Here is a 22,032-nt window from a genome sequence, read left to right as displayed (position 1 = left end):
GCGAGGCCCGCTCAGGATCGTTCCTGCCTCAGCATGGCGACAACGCGGTGCACGCTCTCCAGCGTCTCGTCGATCTCGGCTGAAGTGTTGTAATGAGCGATGCCGATGCGCACCACGCCCTGCTCGGCCGGAATGCCGAGCTGGTGCACGATCTCCCAGGCGTAGTTGTGGCCGGACCACAGGAAGATGTTTTCCGCATTCATCTGCCGCACGATCGTCTCCGGCACGATGCCTTCGACAGTGAACGACACCGTCGGCACACGCTCATTGATCCGCTTCGGATCAGTGATGCCGTGGATGGTCAGGCCGGCAATATCCGACAGACCGTCGATCAGCTGTTGCGCCAGCGGGTTCTCGTAAGCGATTGAAACTTCGAAGGCTTTGGCGATTTTCCGTCGGCGCGACGCTTGCTCGCCGGCTGCTGCGCCCAACTCGGCAAAATAATCGACAGCCGCCGACAGGCCGGCCATCAATTCAATTTGCGGCGTGCCGAGCTCGAAGCGCTCCGGCAAGGCATTGGACGAGCAGCGGCATTTATACGGCTGCAGCACATCGACGACGTCCAGCCTGCCCCACAAAATTCCCATATGCGGGCCGAAGAACTTGTAGGCCGAGCAGATCAGAAAATCGCAGCCAAGGTTTTGGACGTCGATCAGGCCATGCGGCGCGAACTGGACGGCATCGACGTAGACCAGCGCACCAGCCTGCCTCGCGATACGGGTCAACGCCTTCACCCGGTTGATCGACCCGGTGAGATTGCTGGCATAGTTGAGCGCGACGAGCCGCGTCCTCTCGGAAAGTAGCGCGGCGAGTGCTGCCTCCTCGACCTGCCAGCTCTGCTGGTCGAAAGGCAGCCAGCGCACGACCAGGCCAAGGTCTTCAGCCAGTTGCAGCCAGGGCGAGATGTTGCCCTCATGGTCCATGCGGGTGAGGATGATCTCGTCGCCGGGTTTCATCGTACGGCCAAGCGTTCGCGACATGTGGTAGGTCAACGTCGTCATGTTGGCGCCGATAATGATTTCCCGCGGACTTGCCGCGCCAAGAAAATCCGCCATCGCCAGATGGGCCTCGTCGACAATGTCCTGTGCCGCAATGGTGGTCTCGAAGAAGCCGCCGAGATTGGCATTGGTGGTCAGCAGGCAGCGTGACACCGCGTCCGCCACCGCCTGCGCCACCTGCGTGCCGGCAGGATTGTCGAGATAAATGCGCCTGCGGCCCTTGTCGGTCAACGACAAGGCCGGAAATTTCGCGCGCACCGCGTCGATCCGGAAATCCATGGCTGTTCCCCTCTCCTTATGACGATCGGACAACCACGTCCCGACGCATCAAGGGCACGGATTGCCGACGCGCTGGTGGATCGCGTCGACGGCTTTCTGCATCTCGTCGGTCCAGACCACGTCGGCGGAAGAGAGCGCCATTTCGAGTTGCGAAATGGTGGTGGCGCCGATGATGTTCGAGGTGACTAGGGGCCGGTTTGAGACATAGGCATTGGCAAACAGCGCCGGCTCCATGCCGAAGGTGCGCGCCAACCGGTTGTATTCGAGCTGCACCTCGGCAGCATTCGGCGTCTCGTAGCGCTGGCCGCGGTTGAACAATTGCGAGCGCGAGCCCTGCGGCCGCGCGCCATGATCGTATTTGCCGGTCAAATAGCCTTGCGCCAGCGGCGAATAGGCAAGCAGCGACACCTGCTCGCGCTCGCAGACTTCGGCAAGGTTCACCTCGAAGGTGCGATTGACGAAATTATAGGCGTTCTGCAGCGAGGCGACGCGCGGGCCGAGGCCCTTGCCGGCTTCGGCAATAAAACGCATGACGCCCCAGGAATTCTCGTTCGACAGGCCGAAATGGCGGATCTTGCCGGCCTTCACCAGTTCATCGAATACGGCAAGCGTCTCAGCGATCGGCGTCTCGCCCTCCGGCACGCCGGCGGCATCGGACCGTCGCGGTACGGCGCCGATGCGGTTCGGATTGGCGCCCCATGGCACGTCGCGTTCCGGCCAATGGATCTGATAGAGGTCGATGTAATCGGTGTTGAGCCTGGCGAGTGACTTATCAACAGCGTCGAAGATGTCGGCGCGAACCAGTTTCGACGGGCGGTCGCCGCGAAACCAGGTGTTGGCGGTGCGGCCGACCACTTTGGAAGCGAGGATCACCTGGCTGCGGTTGCGCTTCGCCTTCATCCAGTTGCCGATGATTGCCTCGGTGCGGCCCTGCGTCTCCGCCTTGGGCGGGATCGGATAGAGTTCGGCGGTGTCGATGAAATTGACGCCGCGAGCAACCGCCAGATCCATCTGGGCGTGACCGTCCGCCTCGGTGTTCTGCTGGCCCCAGGTCATCGATCCGAGGCAGATCTTCGACACGAAAAGATCGGTCTGGCCGAGACGGCGTTTGTGCATGGAGTTTCTCCGGCGGGAATTTTGCGCGGCTGCGCGAGGAGGAAGCAATAGCATACAAGAAAGCGCCGCCCGCTTCCAAGCCCACCGACGGCAGGTCAGGCGACTTTCCCAGGACGCCGGCGGACGGGGTTCATCCCTGCGGCCAATTAAAAGCCGAACTGCATGTGAAATGCAGTCCGGAAGTTCGCCAGGAATGGCGAGGAAAAACCGGCCAAGTGCCGGCACTGAGGCCTACGGTTGAAGCGCCGCAGAAGTTTCGCCGGAACAGCCGAATTATGTCAAAAAAGATCAGGGCAGCATGGCTGCCATGCGAATGCTGCACTGCACAATTGTCATGATCTGCCTATACTGACCGCCGTGGAGGTTCAATAAGGGGCTTGAATCATGGGATTCTTCACTGAAATGTTCGCCCGTCCGCGTCCGCGGGAACAGCTGCGCTATCGTGCGGCACTGGCGCTGCTCCATTCGATGAGCAATGCCGATCGCGCCGATATCGGCGTCAAGCCGGCCGATTTCCCGCGCATCGCCCGGGAAATGTCCCTGCGCTAAACAGCGCACCGTGAGATATCCCGCCGCAGCGGGATATCTCACGAGCGGATCTCAACGCAATCCGAGGAAGATCGACTTGCCCAATGGCACGCCGTTGTGGCGCAGGATGTCGTAGGCGGTGGTCAGGTGGAAATAGAAATTGGGCATGGCGGCATGCAGCAGATACTGCATTCCCGGCATCGAAAGCTCGCGTCCCGCAAGCCTCAGTTCCACCATCCTGTCATCTGAACCATCGAATTCGGCCGCCGAGAACGTGGCGAGTAGATCGAGCGTCTTGGCAAGGCGCGCCTGCAGATCAGCGAAGCTCGCCTCATTGTCCTCGTATTTTGGCACCTCACGCCCGGCAAGCCGCGACGGCGCGCCCTTGGCGTGATCGGTGGCAATCTGTACTTGCCTGGTCAGCGCAAACATGTCCGGCGCCAGCCTCGCCGTCAGATACACCTGCGGATCGATCTTGCGATCAGCCGCATTTTGCTCGGCAATGTCCAGCACATTGGCTAGTGCCTTCAGCCTCGCCGAAAATACCGGCACGGATGCTTCATACATTGATATGGTCACAAGAAATCTCCACGCGGCCCGACTGCCGACGGCGAGAGGTAGCGCTTTCGCAGGCGATTGTTCAAGCGTCACCACGCCGCCGCAATCGATATGATAGGATTTTTCATCGAGTGGAGGTTCCCGATGAGACGCGCCCTTTTTGCCGCGACCGCTTTTATCTCTCTTGCCGTTGCCGGCCAATCGGCGCTCGCCGCAGACGCGCCTTATATCGACGACAGGTCGAATGCCGAAGCGGTCATCCGGTCACTTTATAGTGCCATCAGCCGGCACGAATTCGCACGCGCCTGGGACTATTTCGGCGACACCAAGCCGGCCAAGGATTTCAATTCCTTCGTCAAAGGCTATGACGGCACGGACACGGTCGAAGTCAAAACCGGTGGCGTATCCGAAGACGGGGCTGCCGGCAGCATCTACTACAGCGTTCCGGTCGCCATCCGGGCGACGGCCAAGGACGGCAGCGAAAATGTCTTTGCCGGCTGCTATACGCTGCGCCAGATCAATGCCTCGATCCAGGAACCGCCATTTCGCGCGATCTTCATCGACAAGGGTGCGCTGAAACCCTCAAAGGCCGATTTCGAGGATGCCGTGCCGGCAAGCTGCGGCGAAGGACCGCCGCCGGCGAAGAAGGACGCAGCGCTTGAGCGGGCCAACAAGGCGTTTGCCGCAACTTATGGCGACCAGTGCGACAAGGATCTTTTGGCGCAGGAGCCGGAGATTTTCTCGATCCACTATAAGGGCAAGGATGCAGCTGCCAGTGATCCCGAAAGTGAAACGCGGCTTTTCCATTTCGCCTGCTCGGCCGCGGCCTACAACGAAAACTCGATCTATTACATGAGCGACGACGTGCTTGGCGTGAGACAATTGCAGTTCGCCGAACCTGAAATGGACATCCGCTACGAGAACAATGACAGCGACGGCAAATTGCTGGGCATGACCATAGTTGGCTTCCAGACCTCCGGCTGGGCAACTAATTCCGATTATGACGAAGAGACCAAGACGATCACCACCTTCAACAAATGGCGTGGCATCGGCGATGCCTCTTCGTCGGGGACCTATCTGTTTCGCAACGGCGATTTTTCCCTGGTTCAGTACGATGTCGACGCGTCTTATGACGGCGAGGAAAATCCGCAGACGGTCGTCGACTACAATACCGCGCCTTAAGGAGCCTTCGACAACATCCAGTTGAGCGTGCTGCGCCAGTCGGTCATGCGGATCGGCGTGCCGTGCGTGCCGGTCTCGAAGCGGACGAACCGGGTCGGATAGGTTTTCGACTTGGCCAGAATCGATCGGAAGAAGCCTTCCTGTTTCTCGACCGGAAATACCGGATCCTTGCTGCCTTGGCCGAAGAAGACCGGAACACGGCGCTTGAAGGCCGGGCTGGAGAAGAAACTCTCATCCCACAGCGAGCCGAGCAGCAGCAGCCCGTCGATGCGCCCGCCGGTGTCCTTGCGGGCGGCCAGCTTCCAGCATAACGAGCCGCCCATCGAGCCGCAGGCGACGAAGATTTTTGCGCGCGGCGATTGTTCGGCATAGTGGCCGATCAATGCGGCGATCTGGGTCGCACCAGTGTCGCCGAAATCGGAAAAATCCGGCGACAGATAGAGGCCGCCATTGCCGGCCATCAGGTTCTTGATGCGGTTGAAATTGCCGCCGAAGGTGAAGTCGTCGGCGCCCTGTTTGCGGCTGCCGCCCTGCCCGTGCAGGTAAAGCACGATGATACCCGCACCATCTGTCTTGCCGACGGCAATGTGGCGGACGTCGCCGGCGTCGGTCTTCAGCAAGAGATCCTGCTGCACCTTGCGCACGCCGGTTTCGGTGTATTGCGCGTGCACACGACGCTCCGGCACTTCGTCACGAGCGTTGATGTCGCGCATCTCACGATAATCGATAACCGAATACGCGCCGTTGTTTTCGGATGAGAGCGTCGCCGGATAGGCGAAGAGATCATCCTTGAAGGGTTTGAGTTCGAGAGCGTTGGCGTAGGCGGCGCAAGAGAGCGGCAAAAGAATCGCCATCAGCAGGGCCGGGAGGCCAGAGGGAGGCAAGCGGAACCGGAAGCAGGAACGAAAGGCCATCCCGCAGCCATGCGTTTTTCGGCTTCGGTTTGTCAATCCTGCAGCACGCCGCCGGCGCTTTCCAGCGCCTCGCGCGTGTCGACATCGACGGCTGCCCCTTCGCCGATCTCGACATCGATGACGTCGAGCCCTTCGGCCTCGACCAGATGGCGGGCACCGGTATCGCCTTCGAGGTGAGCGATCGCGGCAAACAGCGAACGCGGCAGCAGCACGGGATTGCCGCGCCGCCCATCGTGCGAGGCCCGCACCACCGATCGGCCTTCGCACCTGCGGAACGCCTCGATCAGCCTGTCGAGGTCGGCCGAGGCGACGCCGGGCATATCGCCGAGGACAATCATGGCGCCGGCGGCGTCGCCGGAAATCTTGGCGATGCCTGCCTTCAGCGACGAAGACAGGCCCTCGGCGAAATCCGGATTGTCCGCGAAGATCACATCCATGCCCGACAGTGCATCGCGCACGCGCTCGCGCTGGTGGCCCGTGACGACGATGGTGGCCGCGGCTTTCGAACCGATCGCGCGCTCGGCAGTGCGACGGACCAGCGGCTTGCCATCGAACAGCGCCAAGAGCTTGTTCGGTCCGCCCATGCGGCTGGAGCGGCCGGCGGCCAGAAGCACGATCTCGACCTTTGGTTCGGCTTTGGCCGGCAACGGCTCGCGCGGTTGCGGCCGCGTCGGAATTTCCATCAACAGCCCGCCGACGCCCATGCCGGCAATATCCCTGGCGGTCACATCGAGGCCGGCGATCAGCCGGTCGAGCACCCAATCGAAGCCGTTCTCCTTGGGGCTGCGGGCGCAGCCCGGCGCACCGATGATGCGCTTGCCGCCTAGTGTGCCGAGCACCAGCAGATTGCCGGGATCGACCGGCATACCGGCGCGGATGACAGTGCCGCCCGCCCTTTCGATCGCAGCGGGAACGACGTCGCCAAAATCGGCCATCGCCGAAGCGCCGAAGATCACCACCATATCGTTGTCGCGGATCAGCGAGGCCGCAGCCTCGGCGACGGGGATAATTTCATGCGGCGTTCGACGCTCCGCCGTCAGCCTGCCGCCCGAACGCGCCAGGCGTGCTTCGGTGACGCGCAGCGTCTTGTCGAGCACGCTGGGTTTGATGCCGGGCAGCACCGTCTGGATGACGCCGACGCGCACCGGCTGATAGGCGTTGACCGCAAAGATCTCGCCGCCGGCGCAGATCCTTGCCACCGCATCCACCAAAGCGGAGGCGACCGCAAACGGAATGATCTTCACCGTTGCTATCATCTGACCTTTTTCGACCGGCGCATGCTGCGCGAGCGTGGCGATGGTGATCGTCGGATCGACAGCGTTGATAGCGTCGATCATCGCCGCATCGACGGTGAACATGCCGGCAGCCTGCGCGTGGAGGTTGACCCTGCCGGTCGCGGCGGGCTTCGCCTCGATGTTGCGGTGGATCATACATGCGGCGATCTTTTCGGCGGCCGCATCCTCGCCGAGATCATCGGGCGCCAACACCGCCGCGACGACCTCGGAAATGCCAGCGGCCTTCAACAGGGACACATCCCCGGCGCTTAGCCTGTGCGCTTTGCGAAAGCGGCGCTCTCCGGCTGTGGTGGCGTGCGCCAGCACTGCCCCTTCGGCCGCATCGATCGCAACGGGACCAAATTTCACGCGACCGCGCCTTTGGATTCGAGACCGCGGGAGCGAAAGGCGTGGATTGCTTGCGCCAGCACCGCGACGGCGATCTCGGCCGGGCTGGCGGCGCCGATGTCGAGGCCGATCGGGGCATGAATGCGAGCGATCTGGTCGGCGGTCGCCCCTGAAGCCAGCAGGCGTTCCACACGTTTGGCGTGGGTCTTGCGGCTGCCGAGCGCCCCGACATAGAAGCAACCGGCGTCGAGTGCCGCCTTCAGCGCGAAATCGTCGATCCTCGGATCGTGGGTGAGAGCAGCCAGCGCCGTATAGCTATCGAGCGGCTGGCGCTTCAGCGCATCCTCCGGCCATTCGGCATGCAGCGCGATGTCGGGAAAGCGGTCGGACGTGGCAAAGGCCGTGCGCGGATCGATGATCTCGACAGGATAGCCGGCGATCCTGGCCATCGGTGCCAGCGCCTGGCTGATGTGGACGGCGCCGATCACCACCAGGCGCGGCTGCGGCAGATGTGCGTTGAGGAAGAACGTCCGCCCCTCAGCTTCGACCGAACCGGAATTGCCCGTGCGAAATGCCTTGGCGATGGCCGCCCCGAGTTCGCCGGCTACCTGGTCGCCCTCGCGCACGACACGGTCGCGGCCGTCGCCGAGGTCGGTGACCAGGATCGCCGCGCGGCGGGCGCGGCGTTCGGCGTTGAGTGTCTTCAGCGCGTAGGGATCCATCCGAAATCAACCCAATCTTTCGACATAGACCTTGATGCGGCCGCCGCAAGACAGGCCGACCTGCCAGGCGGTTTCGTCGGCGACGCCGAATTCCAGCATCTTCGCCTTGCCGCTATCGATAACATCGACCGCCTCGGTGACCACGGCGCCTTCGACGCAGCCGCCCGAGACGGAGCCGTGGAAATTGCCTTCGGCGTCGATGACCAGGTGGCTGCCGACGGGACGCGGTGCCGAACCCCAGGTTTCGACCACGGTGGCGATGGCGACGTCCTTGCCGTCCTTCATCCAGCCCTCCGCGATGACCAGCGGGTCGCGGGCTTCATCGAGATAGATACTGTGTTCCATGATTTTCTCCCTAGGAGACATGTGGTTATGCGACGCGCCTCGCGCCAGCCTCGATCCACCTGCGCGGGTCAACCGAACGTACCGAATTTTTATCCAGCGACGCACAGAGATCGGCGAGCGCATCGAGATTGTGCACCGAACGGAATTCGTCGACACGCGGCAGCATCGCCTTGATGCCGCGGGCACGCGCCTCGAAGCCGTCGAAGCGCAGCAGCGGGTTCAGCCAGATCAGCCGCCGGCAGGATTTATGCAGCCGTTCCATTTCCTCCGACAGGCGTCTCGTCGATCGTCCGCGGCGCCGGACGCTGTTTCAACTCGGTCATTCTGTCTCCGTGGGCGCGGCCATCTGAAAGCCTCTACAGAGCGTGGTAGCCGCGGTTGTGATAGATCAGCGGCCGCAAATTATCGCCGATGCGCAAACCTGTCACATTGCCAAAAAGCACACGGTGCGTGGCCAGATCCTTGGTGTCGACCAACTCGCAGTCGAAGACGGCGAGCGCGCCCTTCAACGTCGGTGAACCGGTCGAGATCACATCCCATTCGGCCAACGCGAAACGCTCCTCGACCGGCAGGCCGGTAATGCCGGAAAAGCCGATCGACAGCGGCTCCTGATCCGAAGCCAGCGTGTTCAGGGCAAATTTGCCGTTTTCCACGAACGGCTCGTTCTTGGAATTTTCACGATTGAGGCAGACCAGGATGGTCGGCGGCGTGTCCGACACCGAGCAGGCCGCGATCACCGTCGCGCCGCGCCTGCCGGCGGGGCCATCGGTGGTGACTACATGTACATGGCCGGCAAAATGGGCCATCGCGTCGCGGTAGGCCTGCGGCCCGATGTCATTCTTCTTCAGCACCGATGATTTTCCACTGGTCAGAACCAACCGTTATATATGGGGGGATATTGCATGCCACAAGCGAAGTGCTTGAGCTATATCCCGAATTCGCGTGTTGCGCCAAAGCTGGCCAGCCTTTAGGTCTTGACGGCATTGGCGCCGGCAAAACACGCGATCGGCGCGGAGGAATTCTTCGCTCGCATGCGACCCTGGACAACCACAATAGCGGTGCTGGCCTGGCTCTCGGTCGCCGGTAATGCGAGTGCGGAGACGCTCCTGATCGGCGTCGCGGCACCTTTGTCGGGCCCGTCGGCGATCCTCGGCAAACAGATCGAGGCAGGCGCGAAAATGGCGGCTGAAGCTGACGGTACCGAGATCAGGACGATCGATGACGCCTGCACGGCCGATGGTGGCGCCGCCGCAGCGAGGGAATTCGCCGCGGCGAAAGTCAACGTCGCCGTCGGTTTTCTCTGCACCGACGCAATCGAGGCGGCGCTGCCGATCCTGAAGGACGCTGGCATCCCGGTGATCACCGTCGGCGTGCGCAAGGAAAGCCTGACCGACCGGCGCGCCAAGACGGGATGGCCGATCTATCGTCTCGGGCCGCGCGGCGACGACGAGCGCAATGCCGTCGCCGCCATCCTCACCCGCCTATGGCAGAACGAGCTGTTCGCCGTCGTCGACGATGGCACCATCTACGGCCGCGAAATGGCCGAGACGTTTCGGGCAGCCGCCGAGCAGGCGGCTCTGAAGCCGGTGTTCGTCGACACGTTCCGGCCGCAGCTCGACAACCAGATCGGCCTGATCGGCCGGCTGAAGAAAGCCGGCGCAACGCATGTCTTTGCCGGCGGCGACGGCGATGATGTCGCCATTATGGGCCGCGATGCCGGCCAGCTCGACACCGGCATGGTGTTTGCCGGCGGCGAAGCGTTGCGGGCGCCGCTCGGCGACGCGCCTTATGCCGCCGGCACGCTGATGATCGCGCCGCCCGAATGGGCCGATGTCGCCGACTCCAAGGTGCTGCAAAGCTTTGCCGGACAAAACATCGTGCCGGAAGGTTACACGCTGCCCGCCTATGCCGCGGTCGAGATCGCCAAGGCGGCTTCAGCATTGACGCAAAGCTCCGGCGAGAGGCTGGCCAACGTGCTGACCGCGCACGACTTCACCACGGCGATCGGACCGATCCGCTTTGACGAAAAAGGTGACCTGACGCAAAATCCATATCGCGCCTACCGTTTCAACGGCGGCCGTTTCGTGCCGGTGGAGAGCCAATGATGTCCAGCACAGGGATGTTCCATACGGGTCCGCGCAATCTCATCACCGACGTCGCCGGCCTGCGTGTCGGCAATGCGGCTAATGCCAAGCTGAAATCCGGTGTGACCACCGTTGTCTGCGACGAACCGGCCGTCGCCGGCGTGCAAATCCTGGGCGGTGCGCCGGGCACCCGCGAAACCGACCTGCTCGAGCCGCACAATTCGATCCACGCCATCCATGCCGTGGTGCTTTCGGGCGGCTCGGCCTTTGGCCTCGACGCCGCGTCGGGGGTGCAGGCGGCATTGCGCGAAAGAGGCATCGGCGTCGAGGTCGGTGGCTTTCGCGTGCCGATCGTGCCGGCGGCGATCCTGTTCGACCTGCGCAATGGCGGCGACAAGGATTGGGGCCGGTATCCGCCTTACCGCGACCTTGGCTACGAAGCCGCGCAAGCCGCCGCGATCGACTTTGCGCTCGGCACTGCCGGCGCAGGTAGCGGGGCTTTGAGTTCCGGCCTGAAGGGCGGGCTCGGCTCGGCCTCGACAGCGCTGGACAGCGGCGTCACCATCGGCGCGCTCGCCGCCGTCAACCCGACCGGCTCGGTGACGGTCGCCGGGACCCGCCATTTCTGGGCGGCACCGTTCGAGATCGGCGACGAGTTCGGCGGCTTAGGCTATCCCCACCCGATGCCTGACGATGCCAAAAAGATCCTGCTGAAGTTTCGTGACAAGCATGCCGCAGAGCAGGCGGAAACCGGCGCCAACACGACCATCGCCGTGATCGCCACCGATGCGGTACTCACCAAGGCCGCCGCCAAACGCCTGGCGATATCAGCGCATGACGGCTTTGTCCGTGCCATTTGGCCGACGCACACGCCCGCAGACGGCGATCTGGTCTTCGCGCTGGCAACGGGCAAGAGCGGCATCGAGCTCGCACCCAACGATGCCATCGATCTCTACGCCGCGGCCGGCGCCACGATGGCGCGCGCCATCAGCCGCGGCGTCTTTGCCGCGACGCCGGCCGAGGGCGATCTGTTCCCGGTCTGGTCGTCGCGCTGACCGCGCCACGCTCATTCGGGTGAGCCGTAATCAGACTGGACTTATGATCAGGTGGGTTCGGATTTTTCTTCTTCGAACGTGACCGCAACATCCGAGTTTGCTGAGAGCCGCACCTTCTGGCCCTCGACCTCGGCGACAAGGCTGAGAGGAATGAAGTGGTGATGGCCCCTGTGAGCGCCCTCGCCGCTGTCGCGCTTGGTCAGCTTGATACGATCTCCGTCAACCTTGTCGACGGTACCGACATGGACGCCGTCGGCGCCGATCACTTCCATACGTTCACGAATCTTGGCTGCATTTGTCATGGGGGTCTCCCTTAGAGCGCCGCTCGTCCTTTTGAACGCGCAAAGGACGCTCTAAACATATTGAATCAATGCACCGTGCCTTCCGCAAATCGGTCCAGAGTTTGGTAAGGCACGATGCGGTGAAGCTGCCGACAATAACAAACGACGGCCGGATTGGATGCACTGACTTTGTGTTTCAGTCAGCACAATCTTTTGACGGCATCGTGATAGGAATTTAACGGCGTCGACCGCCTGAATGGAAAGCCCCATGCGAAATCTTGCCCTGTTTGCCGTCTGCCTGCTTGCCCCGCTTGCAACCTTGGCCGCCGCCCACGCAGGCGATGTCGCCGAGCTTGAGATCCTCGGCTTCAGCCGTGATGGCGGGGTCTTTGCCTTCGAGGAATACGGCGTCCAGGACGGATCGGGATTTCCCTATGCAAACCGCTATTATATCGACACGGCCGACGACAGTTTCCTGAAGGGCTCGCCGATCCGTGTCCGGCTCGAAGACGAGAATGCCACGGTGGACGCAGCGCGGCTGCAGGCCCGGCAAAAGGGCGAAGCGATCGTCAGTCAGGCGGAACTGACGGCAAATCGCGGCATCACCGCCGGCCTCAACCCGGTGACCGAGCTTTCTGCCGATCCCTTCCGCATGGTGGTCAATCCGCGCCCGATCTTTTCGCCGGTCGACGATCCGCTCGAGTTCCGGCTCGACCAGATCGGCATGAATGACACCGAACGCTGCCAGAGCCAGGGCGAGATCAATGGCTTTCGCCTGCTGCGCATCGAGGCGAAGGACGGCGGCCAGACGAGGATCATCCACGAGGACAAATCGATCCCGCAAAGCAGAGGCTGTCCGAATGGCTACCAGATCGGCGCGGTTCAGACATTTTCGTTGGATAGCCTCAGCGCCTATGCCGTGCTGATCGCGGTGCGCCACTACGGCTTCGAAGGGCCGGACTATCGCTGGATCGCGGTGACCGGCCGCCTGTGAGGTTCCCCGCCATGCGCTATCGCGCTCTGCGCCGTCTCCGCCGCGCTCTGCCGCCGCTGCGCGCCGCATTTGCCGGTGCCTTGCTGTGGGCCACAGCGATGGGCGCCAGCGCGCTGCTCAATCTGCTGCAGTACGATTGGGAGACCCCGGCAAAGATCCGCTTCGTCTCGCTGCTTTATGCTGCCGGCGGTGCGCTCGCTTTCCCGATTGGGCTGTTCCTGGCGCGGCTCGTCTCGCTCGGACGCCACTGGGAGATCGCCCTCGCCGCCGCCTTCGTCTGCCTTCTCGCAGCGACGATCGCCTGCACCGGCGGCCTCTTTGGGCTGCAATACCGCTCCTACTATGTCCAATGGCATGCGCCCGCGTTCACCATCACCTGGGCTTTCCAGTTCGTGTTCACGATGTTGACAGCACTTTATCAGTTCGTCGTCCTCGGCATCCGGCTGTATTTTCCGCTCGGTTTCATTGCGCTCGCTGTCACCAGTGTCTGGTTTGCGCGCCAGCAACGTTGAGCATTTTGCCTGCCTCTGTTAGGACGCGGGCAAATGCTCTCGCAAGTCAGGACCGACTGATGATCCCTCGCTACTCCCGGCCGGAAATGGTGGCCATCTGGTCGCCCGAAACCCGGTTCCGCATCTGGTTCGAGATCGAGGCCTACGCCTGCGACGCGTTGGCCGAGCTCGGCGTCATCCCGAAGGAGGCCGCCAAGACCATCTGGGAGAAAGGCGGGGCGGCGAAATTCGATGTCGAAGCGATCGACGAGATCGAGCGCGTCACCAAGCACGACGTCATCGCCTTTCTCACCCATCTTGCCGAATTCGTCGGGCCGGATGCCCGCTTCATCCACCAGGGCATGACATCCTCCGACGTTCTCGACACCTGTTTTGCCGTGCAGCTCACCCGGGCCAGCGACATCCTTCTGGCCGACATTGACGGGCTGCTTGCGGCGCTCAAGCGCCGCGCCTTCGAGCACAAGGACACGATCACCATCGGCCGCAGCCACGGCATCCACGCCGAGCCGACTACCTTCGGCGTCAAGCTGGCGCAGGCCTATGCCGAATTCTCGCGTTGCCGCGAGAGGCTGGTGCACGCACGCGAGGACATCGCCACCTGCGCCATCTCGGGTGCGGTCGGCACCTTCGCCAATATCGATCCTTATGTTGAAGAATACGTGGCCAAGAAACTCGGACTAAAGGCCGAGCCGGTGTCGACGCAGGTGATCCCGCGCGACCGCCATGCGATGTTCTTCGCCACTCTCGGCGTCATCGCCTCGTCGATCGAGCGGCTGGCGATCGAGGTGCGCCATCTGCAGCGCACCGAGGTGCTCGAGGCAGAAGAGTACTTTTCACCCGGACAGAAGGGTTCGTCGGCGATGCCGCACAAGCGCAACCCGGTGCTGACCGAGAACCTCACCGGCCTTGCCCGCATGGTGCGCTCCTTCGCATTGCCGGCAATGGAGAATGTGGCGCTCTGGCACGAGCGCGACATCTCGCATTCCTCGGTCGAGCGCATGATCGGGCCCGACGCGACGGTGACGCTCGATTTCGCGCTCTCACGGCTGACCAGCGTTGTCGACAAACTGCTCGTCTACCCCGACAACATGCTGAAGAACATGAACAAATTCCGCGGCCTTGTGCATTCGCAGCGCGTGCTGCTTGCGCTGACGCAAGCCGGCGTTTCGCGCGAGGACGCCTACCGGCTGGTGCAGCGCAATGCGATGAAGGTGTGGGAGCAAGGCGCTGATTTTCTTGAGGAACTTCTGGCCGACAAGGACGTTGTCGCAGCCTTGCCCGAGGCCGAGATCCGCGAGAAATTCGACTTGGGCTATCATACCAAGCACGTCGATACGATCTTTAGCCGAGTGTTTGGAGAAGCCTGATGATTTCGTCGGCCGGAGATTTCGATTTTCTTGCCCTGCCCGGGCGCGGCAATTCCGGGCCTGATCATTGGATGTCGCATTGGTGCCGGGTGTTCCCCAATTCGAGCCGCGTGCTGCAGGCTGAGTGGGACCGGCCGAAGCCTGAAGACTGGATCGGCCAGGTGGATGCCGCGGTGGCCGCCGCACCGCGCCGCGTCGTGCTGCTTGCGCATTCGCTGGCGGTGGCGACGGCGGTGAAGTGGGCTGCCGGCGCCAGTCAAAGCCAACTCGACAAGGTCGCGGCGGCATTCCTGGTTGCCGCGACCAATGTCGAGGATGCCGATCCCTCATTCGACGCGGTGCGCCCGTTCGCGCCGATGCCGCTGAAGCGCCTGCCCTTCCCGACGTTGGTGGTGGCGAGCCGCAGCGACCCACGCGTCACCTTCGACAAGGCGACCGCTTTTGCCGCCGCCTGGGGCGCGGATATCGCCGATGCCGGCGATCTTGGCCATATGGGGAACGAGGCCGGCCTGGGCGTATGGCCAGCGGGCCTGCTCATGCTTGGACGCCTGATTGAGAAGGCGAACCTCTAGCCTACGCCTTACCGGGCATCGTCCTTATCACCGTGCCCCACGGATCCTCGCGGGTGGTCTCGCTTGCGGCATTGTCCGAACGCATCTCGACCCAGGCTAGGCCGGAGCGGGCGGGATCGCGGCGACCGGCGCCCGCGCTCTGCCACGCGTTTGCGCCAATGTGATGATGATAGCCGCCGGACGACAGGAACACCGCCGCGCCGCCGTACTTTGCCACTGTGTCGAAACCGAACTCCTGATGCCACCATGCTTCGGCTTCTTCCGGCCTGCCGACCCGCAAATGGACGTGGCCGATAATGCTGTTTTCCGGCGCGCCCTGCCAGCCGGTGTCGCCGGCCGGCACCTCGGCAACGACCGACGGAATGTTCAGCCGCTCCGTCGCCATCGCAATCTTGTCGCCGTTCCATTTCCAGTCCTGCGGACGGCGGTCGGCATAGATCTCGATGCCGTTGCCTTCCGGATCGGTTAGATAAAGCGCCTCGCTGACCAGATGATCGGATGCGCCCTCGATGCCGATCTTGCCGGCGATGGCGTGATTGATCCAGCGGCCGAGATCGGCCCGACCGGGTAGCAGGAAGGCGGTGTGGAAAAGACCGGCGCTGCGCGGGTCATCGGGTTTCGCAGCCGGATCCGCTTCGATGTCGAGCAAAGGGCGATTGACTGCGCCGAGCGTAATCGTGCCGCCGGAGCGGCTCAGTTCCTGCAAACCGACGACTTTGCGATAGTAGGCTGCGAGATTTTCTGCATCGCGCCCCCGCAAGCCGACGCGGGCAACGCTGACTGGGGTCGTCGCGGCAAAAGGCAGTTCGCTCATCAAAGTGCTCCGTTCAGGCGGCGCTCGACAAGCTTCCAACAGAGGAACCCGGCGCCATCAATCATTCTACGCCGTATCCGTGCCAAAATCTCGGAACAGCCATTCTTTCCTGGCGACAGATCGTCGATCGCGATCGTTCACACAAGAGCGCAAGAAGCGAACATGGTGTTCACAATAGCGAGCAGAACCGGACTCGTGAGAGGCCGTTTGCGTGTCGCTGTCGAGTTCATACACGGTTGCACCCGACAGCGCCTCTCGCTACATGCGCGCCATGAAAGTCAGGGAAGCAGATATTCTCATCGTGCCGGGCTACACCAATTCCGGCCCTGATCATTGGCAGAGCCGCTGGCAGTCGAAACTGTCGACAGCGCGCCGCGTCGAGCAGGCGGAATGGTCGAAGCCGGTGCGCGAGGATTGGACGGCCGGTGTCGCCAAGGCGGTTAACGAGGCCGAGCGGCCGGTCGTCATCGTCGCCCATTCGCTTGGCGTCGCCGCGGTCATCCAGGCATTGCCTCGGTTCGAGAGGCCAGTCGCCGGCGCTTTCTTCGTGGCGCCGCCCGATGTCGCCAATCCAGAGATAAAGCCGAGGCACCTGATGACCTTCGGCCCCTATCCGCGCGACCCGCTGCCGTTTCCGTCGGTGGTGATCGCCAGCCGCAACGACCCGTTCTGCGCCTTCGGCGTCGCCGAGGACATTGCCGCGGCGTGGGGCTCGCTGTTCATCGACGCCGGCGATGCCGGCCATCTCAACGCGGATTCCGGCTTTGGCCCCTGGCCCGAAGGATCGATGACGTTCGCGAAATTCCTGACGGATCTCTAGGAAGCGATTGAACCCCTGACGCTGCTCAGCAGGGTCTTTGCCCCAAGCGAAATCAGCGAATGCTCGGAACCCATCGCCAGCAGCCGGTAACCCATCGACACCACGCGACCGGCGATGGCCGGTTCCATCACATAGATCGCCGCATGCTTGCCGGCTTTGCGGGTGCGCTCGGCGATCGAGGCGACGGTCTCCATCATGCTCTCCAGCGTCGAACTGACGGTGGTGCCCTTCGACCAGGCGATCGAGAAATCCGAAGGGCCTAGGAAGATACCGTCGATGCCCGGCGTGTCGAGGATGCCATCGAGTGCATCAAGCGCGGCGCGCGTTTCGACCATGGCGAACGCCATGGTGCGCTGGTTGCTGTCGCGCAGCCAGTCGGCATAATCGCCCTTGCCATGGCGCGGAAAGGCATAGGTGGGGCCCCAGGAGCGCTCGCCGAGCGGCGGGTATTTCATGGCGGCGGCAAACAGCTTTGCGTCCGCCACTGAATTCACCATCGGCGCAATCACAGCCTCGGCGCCGAAGTCGAGCGCGCGGCTGGCCATGTCGAAGCGGCCGACCGGAATGCGCACCAAAGCCGGCTTGTTGGCGGCCAGCACCGGCACAAGCCCGCGCAGCACGCTGTCCTCGTGATGGCCACCATGCTGCATGTCGAGCGTAACCGCGTCGAACCCTTGTCTGGCCAGTATCTCGACCGTCAAGGCATCCGGCACGCCGGACCATGCAGTGAACAGCGTCTCGTCGGCCGCAAGGCGTGACTTCAGGGACATTGGCGATTTCCTCTTTGGTTGCAGCAATTCAGCCGGAAATGACCGCAAAGGCAAAGAAAAACCGCCCGGCTAGGCCGGGCGGTCGATTGGTCCAGAATGCGATCGGAACGAGCGGAAGGATCAGGTGTTCTTGATCTGCTCGATCGCCTGCGCCATCAATTCATCCATGGTGCGGCGGATCTGATGGTCCGACTGGTCGATGCCGGCTGCATCGAAATCCTTGCGTATCTTGCGGAAAACGTCGTGATCGCCGGCTTCCTCGATGTCGCTGACGACCACTTCCCTGGCATAGGCGTCGGCATCGGCGCCTGACTTGCCGAGCTTTTCGGCAGCCCACAGGCCGAGCGCTCTGTTGCGGCGTGCCGCAGCCTTGAATCGAAGTTCCTCGTCGAATGCGAATTTGCGCTCAAAGCCCTCTTCGCGGTCTTTCATGCTGCTCATGGCATCCCTCCGTGAAATCCGATTCGTTGTGCCAATATGTGTTGCCGGAGCACAAACCAAAAGGGCGCCGGCCGGTCAATATGCTACATTGCTTGCTGCGCTGCGGCATTTCGGTCCCCGAAAGCGGTTGATTGAAAGGATTTGCCGATTGAGCAAACGGTGCGATTGGGATAGACACCGGCATTGAACCCCACCGTCGCCATCTTATTTTAGGCAGACGGACAGGAACTGGTCGCTTGCCGCCTGCCCGCAAATCCAGAGAAAAATCAGATGAAAAATCGCCGCCGCATTTATGAAGGCAAGGCCAAGATCCTTTATGAGGGACCGGAGCCTGGCACGCTGATCCAGTTCTTCAAGGACGACGCCACCGCTTTCAACAAGAAGAAGCATGAAATCGTCGATGGTAAAGGCGTGCTCAACAACCGCATTTCCGAGCACATTTTCAACCACCTCAACCGGATGGGCATTCCGACCCACTTCATCCGCCGGCTCAACATGCGCGAGCAGCTGATCAAGGAAGTCGAGATCATCCCACTCGAAGTGGTGGTGCGCAACGTCGCCGCCGGCTCGCTGGCCAAACGCCTCGGCATCGAGGAAGGCACCGTGCTGCCGCGCTCGATCATCGAATTCTATTACAAGGCCGATGCGCTCGACGATCCGATGGTCTCGGAAGAGCACATCACCGCCTTCGGCTGGGCGAGCCCGCAGGAGATCGACGACGTCATGGCGCTGGCCATCCGCGTCAACGACTTCCTTTCCGGTCTGTTCATGGGTGTCGGCATCCAGCTCGTCGACTTCAAGATCGAATGCGGCCGCCTGTTCGAAGGCGACATGATGCGCATCGTCGTCGCCGACGAGATCTCGCCGGATTCCTGCCGGCTGTGGGACGTGGCGACCCAGGACAAGCTCGACAAGGACCGCTTCCGCCGCGACATGGGCGGGCTCGTTGAAGCCTATCAGGAAGTTGCCCGCCGCCTCGGCATCATGAACGAGAACGAGCCGCCGCGCCCTGCCGGACCGGTGCTCGTCGCTTCGACCGACGGTGTCAAAGGCAAGCCGCACTGACGGCTTGCCCGCTCAACAGGTGAACAGGAGCATGTCCAGCGTGATCAAGGCCCGCATTACCGTAACCCTCAAGAACGGCGTGCTCGACCCACAAGGCAAGGCAATCGAGCATGCGCTTTCCGGAATGGGTTTCGGCGGCGTCGGCCAGGTGCGGCAAGGCAAGGTTTTCGATATCGAGCTTGCCGAGGGCGACAGGGCCAAGGCCGAGGCGGATCTGAAAGCCATGTGCGACAAGCTTCTGGCGAATACGGTGATTGAGAATTATAGTGTGGCCATTACCTGAGGTTGTGCCGGAGGGTAGATGACCGAGATCAATGGAAGCCTGATTTTTGAAGTCCTCAAATCCATTCAGTTGCGGCTGGACACGATGGATTTGACACTTGGCGAGGTAAAGTCCGAGTTGGGTTCGATCCGTGGTCATCTCGTCGCCACCGAGGGCGATGTGAAGAACATTTACGGCGTGCTGGCGCGGCAGGACGATCGCCTCGAACATATCGAACGCCGCCTAGAATTGCGCGAACTCGCCGAAGCCCAGAGGCCCTACGAACCAAAATGAAATCAGCCGTCGTCCTGCTCCCCGGCCTTAATCGCGACCGTGACATGATCGCGGCGCTGACCAAGATTTCCGGCACGCCGCCGGTCACCGTCTGGCAGACCGACACCGAAATTCCCGATGTCGACCTGATCGCCATTCCCGGCGGCTTTTCCTTTGGCGATTATCTCCGCTGCGGTGCCATTGCCGCGCGCATGCCGGTGATGCGGGCTGTCGCCGAAAAGGCGGCCAAGGGCGTCACGGTCATCGGCGTCTGCAACGGTTTCCAGATCCTGGTCGAGGCAGGCCTGCTGCCGGGCGCCTTGATGCGCAACACTTCGCTGAAATTCGTCTGCCGCGAGGTGAAGCTGCAGATCGCCAACGCCAACACGATGTTTACCCGCCGCTACCAGCCGGGCCAGGTCATCCGCGCGCCGGTGGCGCACCATGACGGCAATTATTTTGCCGATGCCGAAACGCTGGCCCGCCTCGAAGGCGAAGGCCAGGTGGTGTTCCGCTATGCCGAAGGCACCAATCCCAACGGCTCGATCAACGACATTGCCGGCATCGTCAACGGCCGCAGCAATGTGCTCGGCCTGATGCCGCATCCGGAAAACCTGATCGAAGCGGCGCACGGCGGCAGCGACGGCCGGGCGCTGTTCGAAAGCGCGCTGGGCATCGCCGCTTGATGCATTCAATTTTCCTCCTGGAGCGACGGTCATGAAACTCTATTCGCGGCCGTTGTCGCCCTATTCGTCGATCGTGCGGGCGCTGGCCTACATCAAGAACGTGCCGCTCAAGGTCATTGCACCGCCGCCGGGGTTTCCCATCCCCGAAGCCTTTCGTGCCATCTCGCCGCTCAACCGGATTCCGGTGCTGATCACCGGCTCGGGCGAAACGATCGTCGAATCGGTGGTCATTGCCGAATATCTGGAGGAGCGCTTTCCCGAGCCTGCATTGCTGCCCAAGGATTCGAAAGATCGGGCGCTGGTGCGCATGTTCGCCCGCATCACCGACCTCGACGTGCTCGCGCCGATGATGAAGCTGTTCGAGCTCTATTTCGTGCCGCAGAGCAACGAGGCGGAGATCAAGGCACAGTTCGCCCGGCTGCATCACGGGCTTGCGGCAATCGAGGCTCGCATGGCTCACGGCCCGTTCGCGCTCGGCGACGACATCTCCTTCGCCGATGCCTGGCTGACGCCGACCCGCTTCATCTTCAACAATTTCAGGACAACGATCGGCCGCCCCGACCTGCTTGACGCCTATCCGAAATTCGATGCCTACGAGCAAATCGCCTTGCAGCATCCGGCGCTGTCGCGCGTCTGGGGTGAGATGACAGACGGTCTGAAGATCTTTCTGTCCGAACTCGAGATGGGCGCCGCTTGAACATGAGACTGACGACCACGCGCCTCGCCGTCGCTACTGTCGCCGGTCTTGTACTCGCCTCCTGCCAGTCGGGCCCGAAGAGTACGCCGGCGCCGGCGGGCAAGAGCGCGTCACTGCTCGCCATGGAACAGGTGGCGATCGCAGCCCACAAATGCTGGATCGCCAGCAAGGACCCTGCCTTCAAGCAATATCAAATGGCCAACGAACTGAATTCGTTCAGCGGCACGCCGCGCTTCCTACTGGTGCCGGCCAAACATTATGGCGGAAAGCCGCTGCTGGTCGTGCAGGCGCAAGGCAATTCGAGCCGCGTCGACGTGTTCGGCCCATTGATGGCGGAACCGCTCGGCGCGCGCATTGGCTCGGACATTGCCCGCTGGCAGGCGGGCAATCCGGCCTGCGGCGCTGCTGCCTAGCCCAATGGGTCGGTTGCTGCAGATCACTGGTCTGGTCGTCGGCCTGGCCGGGCTCGTCCTGCAGCTCTGCATCACCGTCCCGGCGTCAATGGAAGCCGGCCGCGGCTTTGTCGGCTCGCTGGTCTTCTATTTCAGCTTCTTCACCATCCTGACCAACATCGGCGCGGTGCTCGTCCATGCCTCGTTGCTGTCATCGACGGGTTATGCCTGGTTTCCGGCCTTTGCCGGGCCACGGATGCGAGCGGGCGTAGCCGTCGCCATAACGCTGGTCCTCATCGTTTATGCAACGGTCCTGGCGCAGCTTTGGCAGCCGCAAAGATTGTTCCTGCTCTGCGACATTCTCCTGCACTATGTGACGCCGGTGCTGTTTGTGCTGTGGTGGCTTGTGGCGGGAGCCGACGGCTCGACGCGGTGGCGTGACATCTCCTGGTGGATGATCTATCCGATCGCCTACCTGGCCTACGTGCTGCTGCGGGCGCCGATTGCCGGTGAAGTGCCCTACCCGTTCCTCGATCTCGCTAAGAACGGTGCGACCAGCGTCGCCGTCTCAGCTCTGGCCATCACCGGGCTGTTTCTGATGCTGTGCATTGTGGCGGTGCTTGTGGACCACGGTGTCACGCGGATCAGGGCGGCGGACATCCGCTAAAGTGCGATAGCGCCCC

28 protein-coding genes and 1 pseudogene are annotated in these 22,032 nt (G+C 62.5%); 16 read left to right on the top strand and 13 right to left on the bottom strand.

Annotated features, from left to right (window positions below):
• Positions 1-11: 11 nt before the first annotated feature.
• On the bottom strand, positions 12-1,277 hold the full coding sequence (locus tag NKJ40_RS18690) for a cysteine desulfurase-like protein (protein WP_352467282.1): 1,266 nt from the start codon (positions 1,275-1,277) through the stop codon (positions 12-14).
• Between the two features lie 48 nt (positions 1,278-1,325).
• Positions 1,326-2,393 (bottom strand): aldo/keto reductase, encoded by a 1,068-nt coding sequence (locus NKJ40_RS18685; RefSeq protein WP_352467281.1) that lies wholly within the window; start codon positions 2,391-2,393, stop codon positions 1,326-1,328.
• Between the two features lie 384 nt (positions 2,394-2,777).
• Between NKJ40_RS18685 and NKJ40_RS18680 the strand changes: the two genes are divergently transcribed.
• Positions 2,778-2,942, top strand: coding sequence for a hypothetical protein (locus NKJ40_RS18680; protein WP_023674744.1), 165 nt, complete (start codon positions 2,778-2,780; stop codon positions 2,940-2,942).
• A gap of 51 nt (positions 2,943-2,993) precedes the next feature.
• Here NKJ40_RS18680 and NKJ40_RS18675 read toward each other — a convergent pair whose 3' ends face one another.
• A complete protein-coding gene (locus tag NKJ40_RS18675) occupies positions 2,994-3,500 on the bottom strand; it encodes a DUF1993 domain-containing protein (protein ID WP_352467280.1) in 507 nt (168 codons plus the stop codon).
• Between the two features lie 123 nt (positions 3,501-3,623).
• Between NKJ40_RS18675 and NKJ40_RS18670 the strand changes: the two genes are divergently transcribed.
• The gene (locus tag NKJ40_RS18670) at positions 3,624-4,661 is read left to right on the top strand and encodes a DUF1176 domain-containing protein (RefSeq protein ID WP_352467279.1); all 1,038 of its coding nucleotides are present in this window, start codon (positions 3,624-3,626) and stop codon (positions 4,659-4,661) included.
• On the opposite strand, the gene NKJ40_RS18665 is transcribed toward NKJ40_RS18670, so the two are convergent.
• From NKJ40_RS18665 to NKJ40_RS18640, 6 genes and pseudogenes are all read right to left on the bottom strand, one after another.
• On the bottom strand, positions 4,658-5,515 hold the full coding sequence (locus tag NKJ40_RS18665) for an alpha/beta hydrolase (protein WP_352467278.1): 858 nt from the start codon (positions 5,513-5,515) through the stop codon (positions 4,658-4,660). The genes NKJ40_RS18670 and NKJ40_RS18665 overlap by 4 nt on opposite strands.
• A 92-nt stretch (positions 5,516-5,607) precedes the next feature.
• Positions 5,608-7,218, bottom strand: coding sequence for an NTP transferase domain-containing protein (locus NKJ40_RS18660; RefSeq protein ID WP_352467277.1), 1,611 nt, complete (start codon positions 7,216-7,218; stop codon positions 5,608-5,610).
• Entirely contained in the window at positions 7,215-7,919 is a 705-nt protein-coding gene (locus NKJ40_RS18655; RefSeq protein ID WP_352467276.1) for an XdhC family protein, read from the bottom strand. The genes NKJ40_RS18660 and NKJ40_RS18655 overlap by 4 nt, the downstream gene beginning before the upstream one ends.
• A 6-nt stretch (positions 7,920-7,925) precedes the next feature.
• Positions 7,926-8,264, bottom strand: a complete 339-nt coding sequence (locus NKJ40_RS18650; RefSeq protein WP_352467275.1) for an XdhC family protein — start codon at positions 8,262-8,264, stop codon at positions 7,926-7,928.
• Positions 8,265-8,289: 25 nt separating this feature from the next.
• Positions 8,290-8,544, bottom strand: a pseudogene (locus NKJ40_RS18645) (VWA domain-containing protein); the annotation flags it as partial.
• A gap of 76 nt (positions 8,545-8,620) precedes the next feature.
• Positions 8,621-9,115, bottom strand: coding sequence for a flavin reductase (locus tag NKJ40_RS18640; protein WP_352467274.1), 495 nt, complete (start codon positions 9,113-9,115; stop codon positions 8,621-8,623).
• Between the two features lie 180 nt (positions 9,116-9,295).
• Here NKJ40_RS18640 and NKJ40_RS18635 point away from each other — a divergent pair, with 180 nt between their 5' ends.
• On the top strand, positions 9,296-10,369 hold the full coding sequence (locus NKJ40_RS18635) for a branched-chain amino acid ABC transporter substrate-binding protein (RefSeq protein ID WP_352467273.1): 1,074 nt from the start codon (positions 9,296-9,298) through the stop codon (positions 10,367-10,369).
• A 14-nt stretch (positions 10,370-10,383) separates the two neighbouring features.
• Complete coding sequence (locus NKJ40_RS18630; protein ID WP_352467349.1) at positions 10,384-11,403, top strand: P1 family peptidase; 1,020 nt, start codon at positions 10,384-10,386, stop codon at positions 11,401-11,403.
• A gap of 47 nt (positions 11,404-11,450) precedes the next feature.
• On the opposite strand, the gene NKJ40_RS18625 is transcribed toward NKJ40_RS18630, so the two are convergent.
• Positions 11,451-11,705 carry a DUF2171 domain-containing protein gene (locus NKJ40_RS18625; protein ID WP_292659801.1) on the bottom strand — a complete coding sequence of 85 codons (255 nt, stop codon included), beginning with the start codon at positions 11,703-11,705 and terminating at the stop codon, positions 11,451-11,453.
• A 247-nt stretch (positions 11,706-11,952) separates the two neighbouring features.
• Here NKJ40_RS18625 and NKJ40_RS18620 point away from each other — a divergent pair, with 247 nt between their 5' ends.
• From NKJ40_RS18620 to NKJ40_RS18605, 4 genes are read left to right on the top strand one after another with little or no spacing between them, the layout of a single operon-like run.
• Complete coding sequence (locus tag NKJ40_RS18620; RefSeq protein WP_352467272.1) at positions 11,953-12,678, top strand: DUF2259 domain-containing protein; 726 nt, start codon at positions 11,953-11,955, stop codon at positions 12,676-12,678.
• An 11-nt stretch (positions 12,679-12,689) separates the two neighbouring features.
• Positions 12,690-13,190, top strand: coding sequence for a hypothetical protein (locus NKJ40_RS18615; protein ID WP_352467271.1), 501 nt, complete (start codon positions 12,690-12,692; stop codon positions 13,188-13,190).
• Between the two features lie 59 nt (positions 13,191-13,249).
• Positions 13,250-14,557, top strand: coding sequence for an adenylosuccinate lyase (gene purB / locus NKJ40_RS18610; RefSeq protein ID WP_352467270.1), 1,308 nt, complete (start codon positions 13,250-13,252; stop codon positions 14,555-14,557).
• Entirely contained in the window at positions 14,557-15,129 is a 573-nt protein-coding gene (locus NKJ40_RS18605) for an RBBP9/YdeN family alpha/beta hydrolase (RefSeq protein ID WP_352467269.1), read from the top strand. Before purB ends, NKJ40_RS18605 begins: the two co-directional genes overlap by 1 nt.
• A 1-nt stretch (position 15,130) precedes the next feature.
• Here the strand turns inward: NKJ40_RS18605 and NKJ40_RS18600 are convergent, their stop codons facing one another.
• Positions 15,131-15,943 (bottom strand): VOC family protein, encoded by an 813-nt coding sequence (locus NKJ40_RS18600; RefSeq protein ID WP_352467268.1) that lies wholly within the window; start codon positions 15,941-15,943, stop codon positions 15,131-15,133.
• 271 nt (positions 15,944-16,214) lie between these two features.
• Between NKJ40_RS18600 and NKJ40_RS18595 the strand changes: the two genes are divergently transcribed.
• Positions 16,215-16,763, top strand: a complete 549-nt coding sequence (locus tag NKJ40_RS18595; RefSeq protein WP_352467348.1) for an RBBP9/YdeN family alpha/beta hydrolase — start codon at positions 16,215-16,217, stop codon at positions 16,761-16,763.
• On the opposite strand, the gene NKJ40_RS18590 is transcribed toward NKJ40_RS18595, so the two are convergent.
• Together NKJ40_RS18590 and NKJ40_RS18585 are read right to left on the bottom strand one after the other, a co-directional pair.
• On the bottom strand, positions 16,760-17,533 hold the full coding sequence (locus tag NKJ40_RS18590; protein ID WP_023717391.1) for an HpcH/HpaI aldolase family protein: 774 nt from the start codon (positions 17,531-17,533) through the stop codon (positions 16,760-16,762). The genes NKJ40_RS18595 and NKJ40_RS18590 overlap by 4 nt on opposite strands.
• A gap of 120 nt (positions 17,534-17,653) precedes the next feature.
• Positions 17,654-17,974, bottom strand: a complete 321-nt coding sequence (locus NKJ40_RS18585; RefSeq protein ID WP_023674726.1) for a DUF1476 domain-containing protein — start codon at positions 17,972-17,974, stop codon at positions 17,654-17,656.
• Between the two features lie 270 nt (positions 17,975-18,244).
• Between NKJ40_RS18585 and purC the strand changes: the two genes are divergently transcribed.
• The 7 genes from purC to NKJ40_RS18550 are packed head-to-tail and all read left to right on the top strand — an operon-like array spanning position 18,245 to position 22,016.
• Positions 18,245-19,039 carry a phosphoribosylaminoimidazolesuccinocarboxamide synthase gene (gene purC, locus NKJ40_RS18580; protein ID WP_023674725.1) on the top strand — a complete coding sequence of 265 codons (795 nt, stop codon included), beginning with the start codon at positions 18,245-18,247 and terminating at the stop codon, positions 19,037-19,039.
• Between the two features lie 40 nt (positions 19,040-19,079).
• On the top strand, positions 19,080-19,322 hold the full coding sequence (gene purS / locus NKJ40_RS18575; protein WP_292659850.1) for a phosphoribosylformylglycinamidine synthase subunit PurS: 243 nt from the start codon (positions 19,080-19,082) through the stop codon (positions 19,320-19,322).
• Positions 19,323-19,340: 18 nt separating this feature from the next.
• Entirely contained in the window at positions 19,341-19,595 is a 255-nt protein-coding gene (locus NKJ40_RS18570; RefSeq protein WP_352467267.1) for a hypothetical protein, read from the top strand.
• Positions 19,592-20,260 carry a phosphoribosylformylglycinamidine synthase subunit PurQ gene (gene purQ / locus NKJ40_RS18565; protein WP_352467266.1) on the top strand — a complete coding sequence of 223 codons (669 nt, stop codon included), beginning with the start codon at positions 19,592-19,594 and terminating at the stop codon, positions 20,258-20,260. Before NKJ40_RS18570 ends, purQ begins: the two co-directional genes overlap by 4 nt.
• Before the next feature lie 31 nt (positions 20,261-20,291).
• On the top strand, positions 20,292-20,957 hold the full coding sequence (locus NKJ40_RS18560) for a glutathione S-transferase family protein (protein ID WP_352467265.1): 666 nt from the start codon (positions 20,292-20,294) through the stop codon (positions 20,955-20,957).
• A gap of 2 nt (positions 20,958-20,959) precedes the next feature.
• Positions 20,960-21,370 carry a hypothetical protein gene (locus tag NKJ40_RS18555; protein WP_352467264.1) on the top strand — a complete coding sequence of 137 codons (411 nt, stop codon included), beginning with the start codon at positions 20,960-20,962 and terminating at the stop codon, positions 21,368-21,370.
• A gap of 4 nt (positions 21,371-21,374) precedes the next feature.
• Positions 21,375-22,016, top strand: coding sequence for a Pr6Pr family membrane protein (locus NKJ40_RS18550; RefSeq protein ID WP_352467263.1), 642 nt, complete (start codon positions 21,375-21,377; stop codon positions 22,014-22,016).
• Positions 22,017-22,032: the final 16 nt, after the last annotated feature.

It is taken from the genome of Mesorhizobium sp. M0119 (assembly GCF_040322615.1).
Taxonomy (GTDB): Bacteria; Pseudomonadota; Alphaproteobacteria; order Rhizobiales; family Rhizobiaceae; genus Mesorhizobium.
Note: the sequence above shows the minus strand (reverse complement) of the source record. Positions and strands in the feature narration are given on the sequence as shown.

Excerpts from the sequence above, each read along its gene's own strand:
- NKJ40_RS18635 (WP_352467273.1), top strand. The coding sequence starts at position 9,296 with ATGCGACCCTGGACAACCACAATAGCGGTGCTGGCCTGGCTCTCGGTC.
- NKJ40_RS18600 (WP_352467268.1), bottom strand. The coding sequence starts at position 15,943 with ATGAGCGAACTGCCTTTTGCCGCGACGACCCCAGTCAGCGTTGCCCGC.
- NKJ40_RS18550 (WP_352467263.1), top strand. The coding sequence starts at position 21,375 with ATGGGTCGGTTGCTGCAGATCACTGGTCTGGTCGTCGGCCTGGCCGGG.
- NKJ40_RS18680 (WP_023674744.1), top strand. The coding sequence starts at position 2,778 with ATGGGATTCTTCACTGAAATGTTCGCCCGTCCGCGTCCGCGGGAACAG.
- NKJ40_RS18605 (WP_352467269.1), top strand. The coding sequence starts at position 14,557 with ATGATTTCGTCGGCCGGAGATTTCGATTTTCTTGCCCTGCCCGGGCGC.
- purB (WP_352467270.1), top strand. The coding sequence starts at position 13,250 with ATGATCCCTCGCTACTCCCGGCCGGAAATGGTGGCCATCTGGTCGCCC.
- NKJ40_RS18685 (WP_352467281.1), bottom strand. The coding sequence starts at position 2,393 with ATGCACAAACGCCGTCTCGGCCAGACCGATCTTTTCGTGTCGAAGATC.
- NKJ40_RS18555 (WP_352467264.1), top strand. The coding sequence starts at position 20,960 with ATGAGACTGACGACCACGCGCCTCGCCGTCGCTACTGTCGCCGGTCTT.
- NKJ40_RS18585 (WP_023674726.1), bottom strand. The coding sequence starts at position 17,974 with ATGAGCAGCATGAAAGACCGCGAAGAGGGCTTTGAGCGCAAATTCGCA.
- NKJ40_RS18615 (WP_352467271.1), top strand. The coding sequence starts at position 12,690 with ATGCGCTATCGCGCTCTGCGCCGTCTCCGCCGCGCTCTGCCGCCGCTG.
- NKJ40_RS18625 (WP_292659801.1), bottom strand. The coding sequence starts at position 11,705 with ATGACAAATGCAGCCAAGATTCGTGAACGTATGGAAGTGATCGGCGCC.
- NKJ40_RS18595 (WP_352467348.1), top strand. The coding sequence starts at position 16,215 with ATGAAAGTCAGGGAAGCAGATATTCTCATCGTGCCGGGCTACACCAAT.
- purQ (WP_352467266.1), top strand. The coding sequence starts at position 19,592 with ATGAAATCAGCCGTCGTCCTGCTCCCCGGCCTTAATCGCGACCGTGAC.
- NKJ40_RS18590 (WP_023717391.1), bottom strand. The coding sequence starts at position 17,533 with ATGTCCCTGAAGTCACGCCTTGCGGCCGACGAGACGCTGTTCACTGCA.
- NKJ40_RS18650 (WP_352467275.1), bottom strand. The coding sequence starts at position 8,264 with ATGGAACACAGTATCTATCTCGATGAAGCCCGCGACCCGCTGGTCATC.
- NKJ40_RS18655 (WP_352467276.1), bottom strand. The coding sequence starts at position 7,919 with ATGGATCCCTACGCGCTGAAGACACTCAACGCCGAACGCCGCGCCCGC.
- NKJ40_RS18690 (WP_352467282.1), bottom strand. The coding sequence starts at position 1,277 with ATGGATTTCCGGATCGACGCGGTGCGCGCGAAATTTCCGGCCTTGTCG.
- NKJ40_RS18630 (WP_352467349.1), top strand. The coding sequence starts at position 10,384 with ATGTTCCATACGGGTCCGCGCAATCTCATCACCGACGTCGCCGGCCTG.
- NKJ40_RS18620 (WP_352467272.1), top strand. The coding sequence starts at position 11,953 with ATGCGAAATCTTGCCCTGTTTGCCGTCTGCCTGCTTGCCCCGCTTGCA.
- NKJ40_RS18665 (WP_352467278.1), bottom strand. The coding sequence starts at position 5,515 with ATGGCGATTCTTTTGCCGCTCTCTTGCGCCGCCTACGCCAACGCTCTC.
- NKJ40_RS18570 (WP_352467267.1), top strand. The coding sequence starts at position 19,341 with ATGACCGAGATCAATGGAAGCCTGATTTTTGAAGTCCTCAAATCCATT.
- purC (WP_023674725.1), top strand. The coding sequence starts at position 18,245 with ATGAAAAATCGCCGCCGCATTTATGAAGGCAAGGCCAAGATCCTTTAT.
- NKJ40_RS18560 (WP_352467265.1), top strand. The coding sequence starts at position 20,292 with ATGAAACTCTATTCGCGGCCGTTGTCGCCCTATTCGTCGATCGTGCGG.
- NKJ40_RS18670 (WP_352467279.1), top strand. The coding sequence starts at position 3,624 with ATGAGACGCGCCCTTTTTGCCGCGACCGCTTTTATCTCTCTTGCCGTT.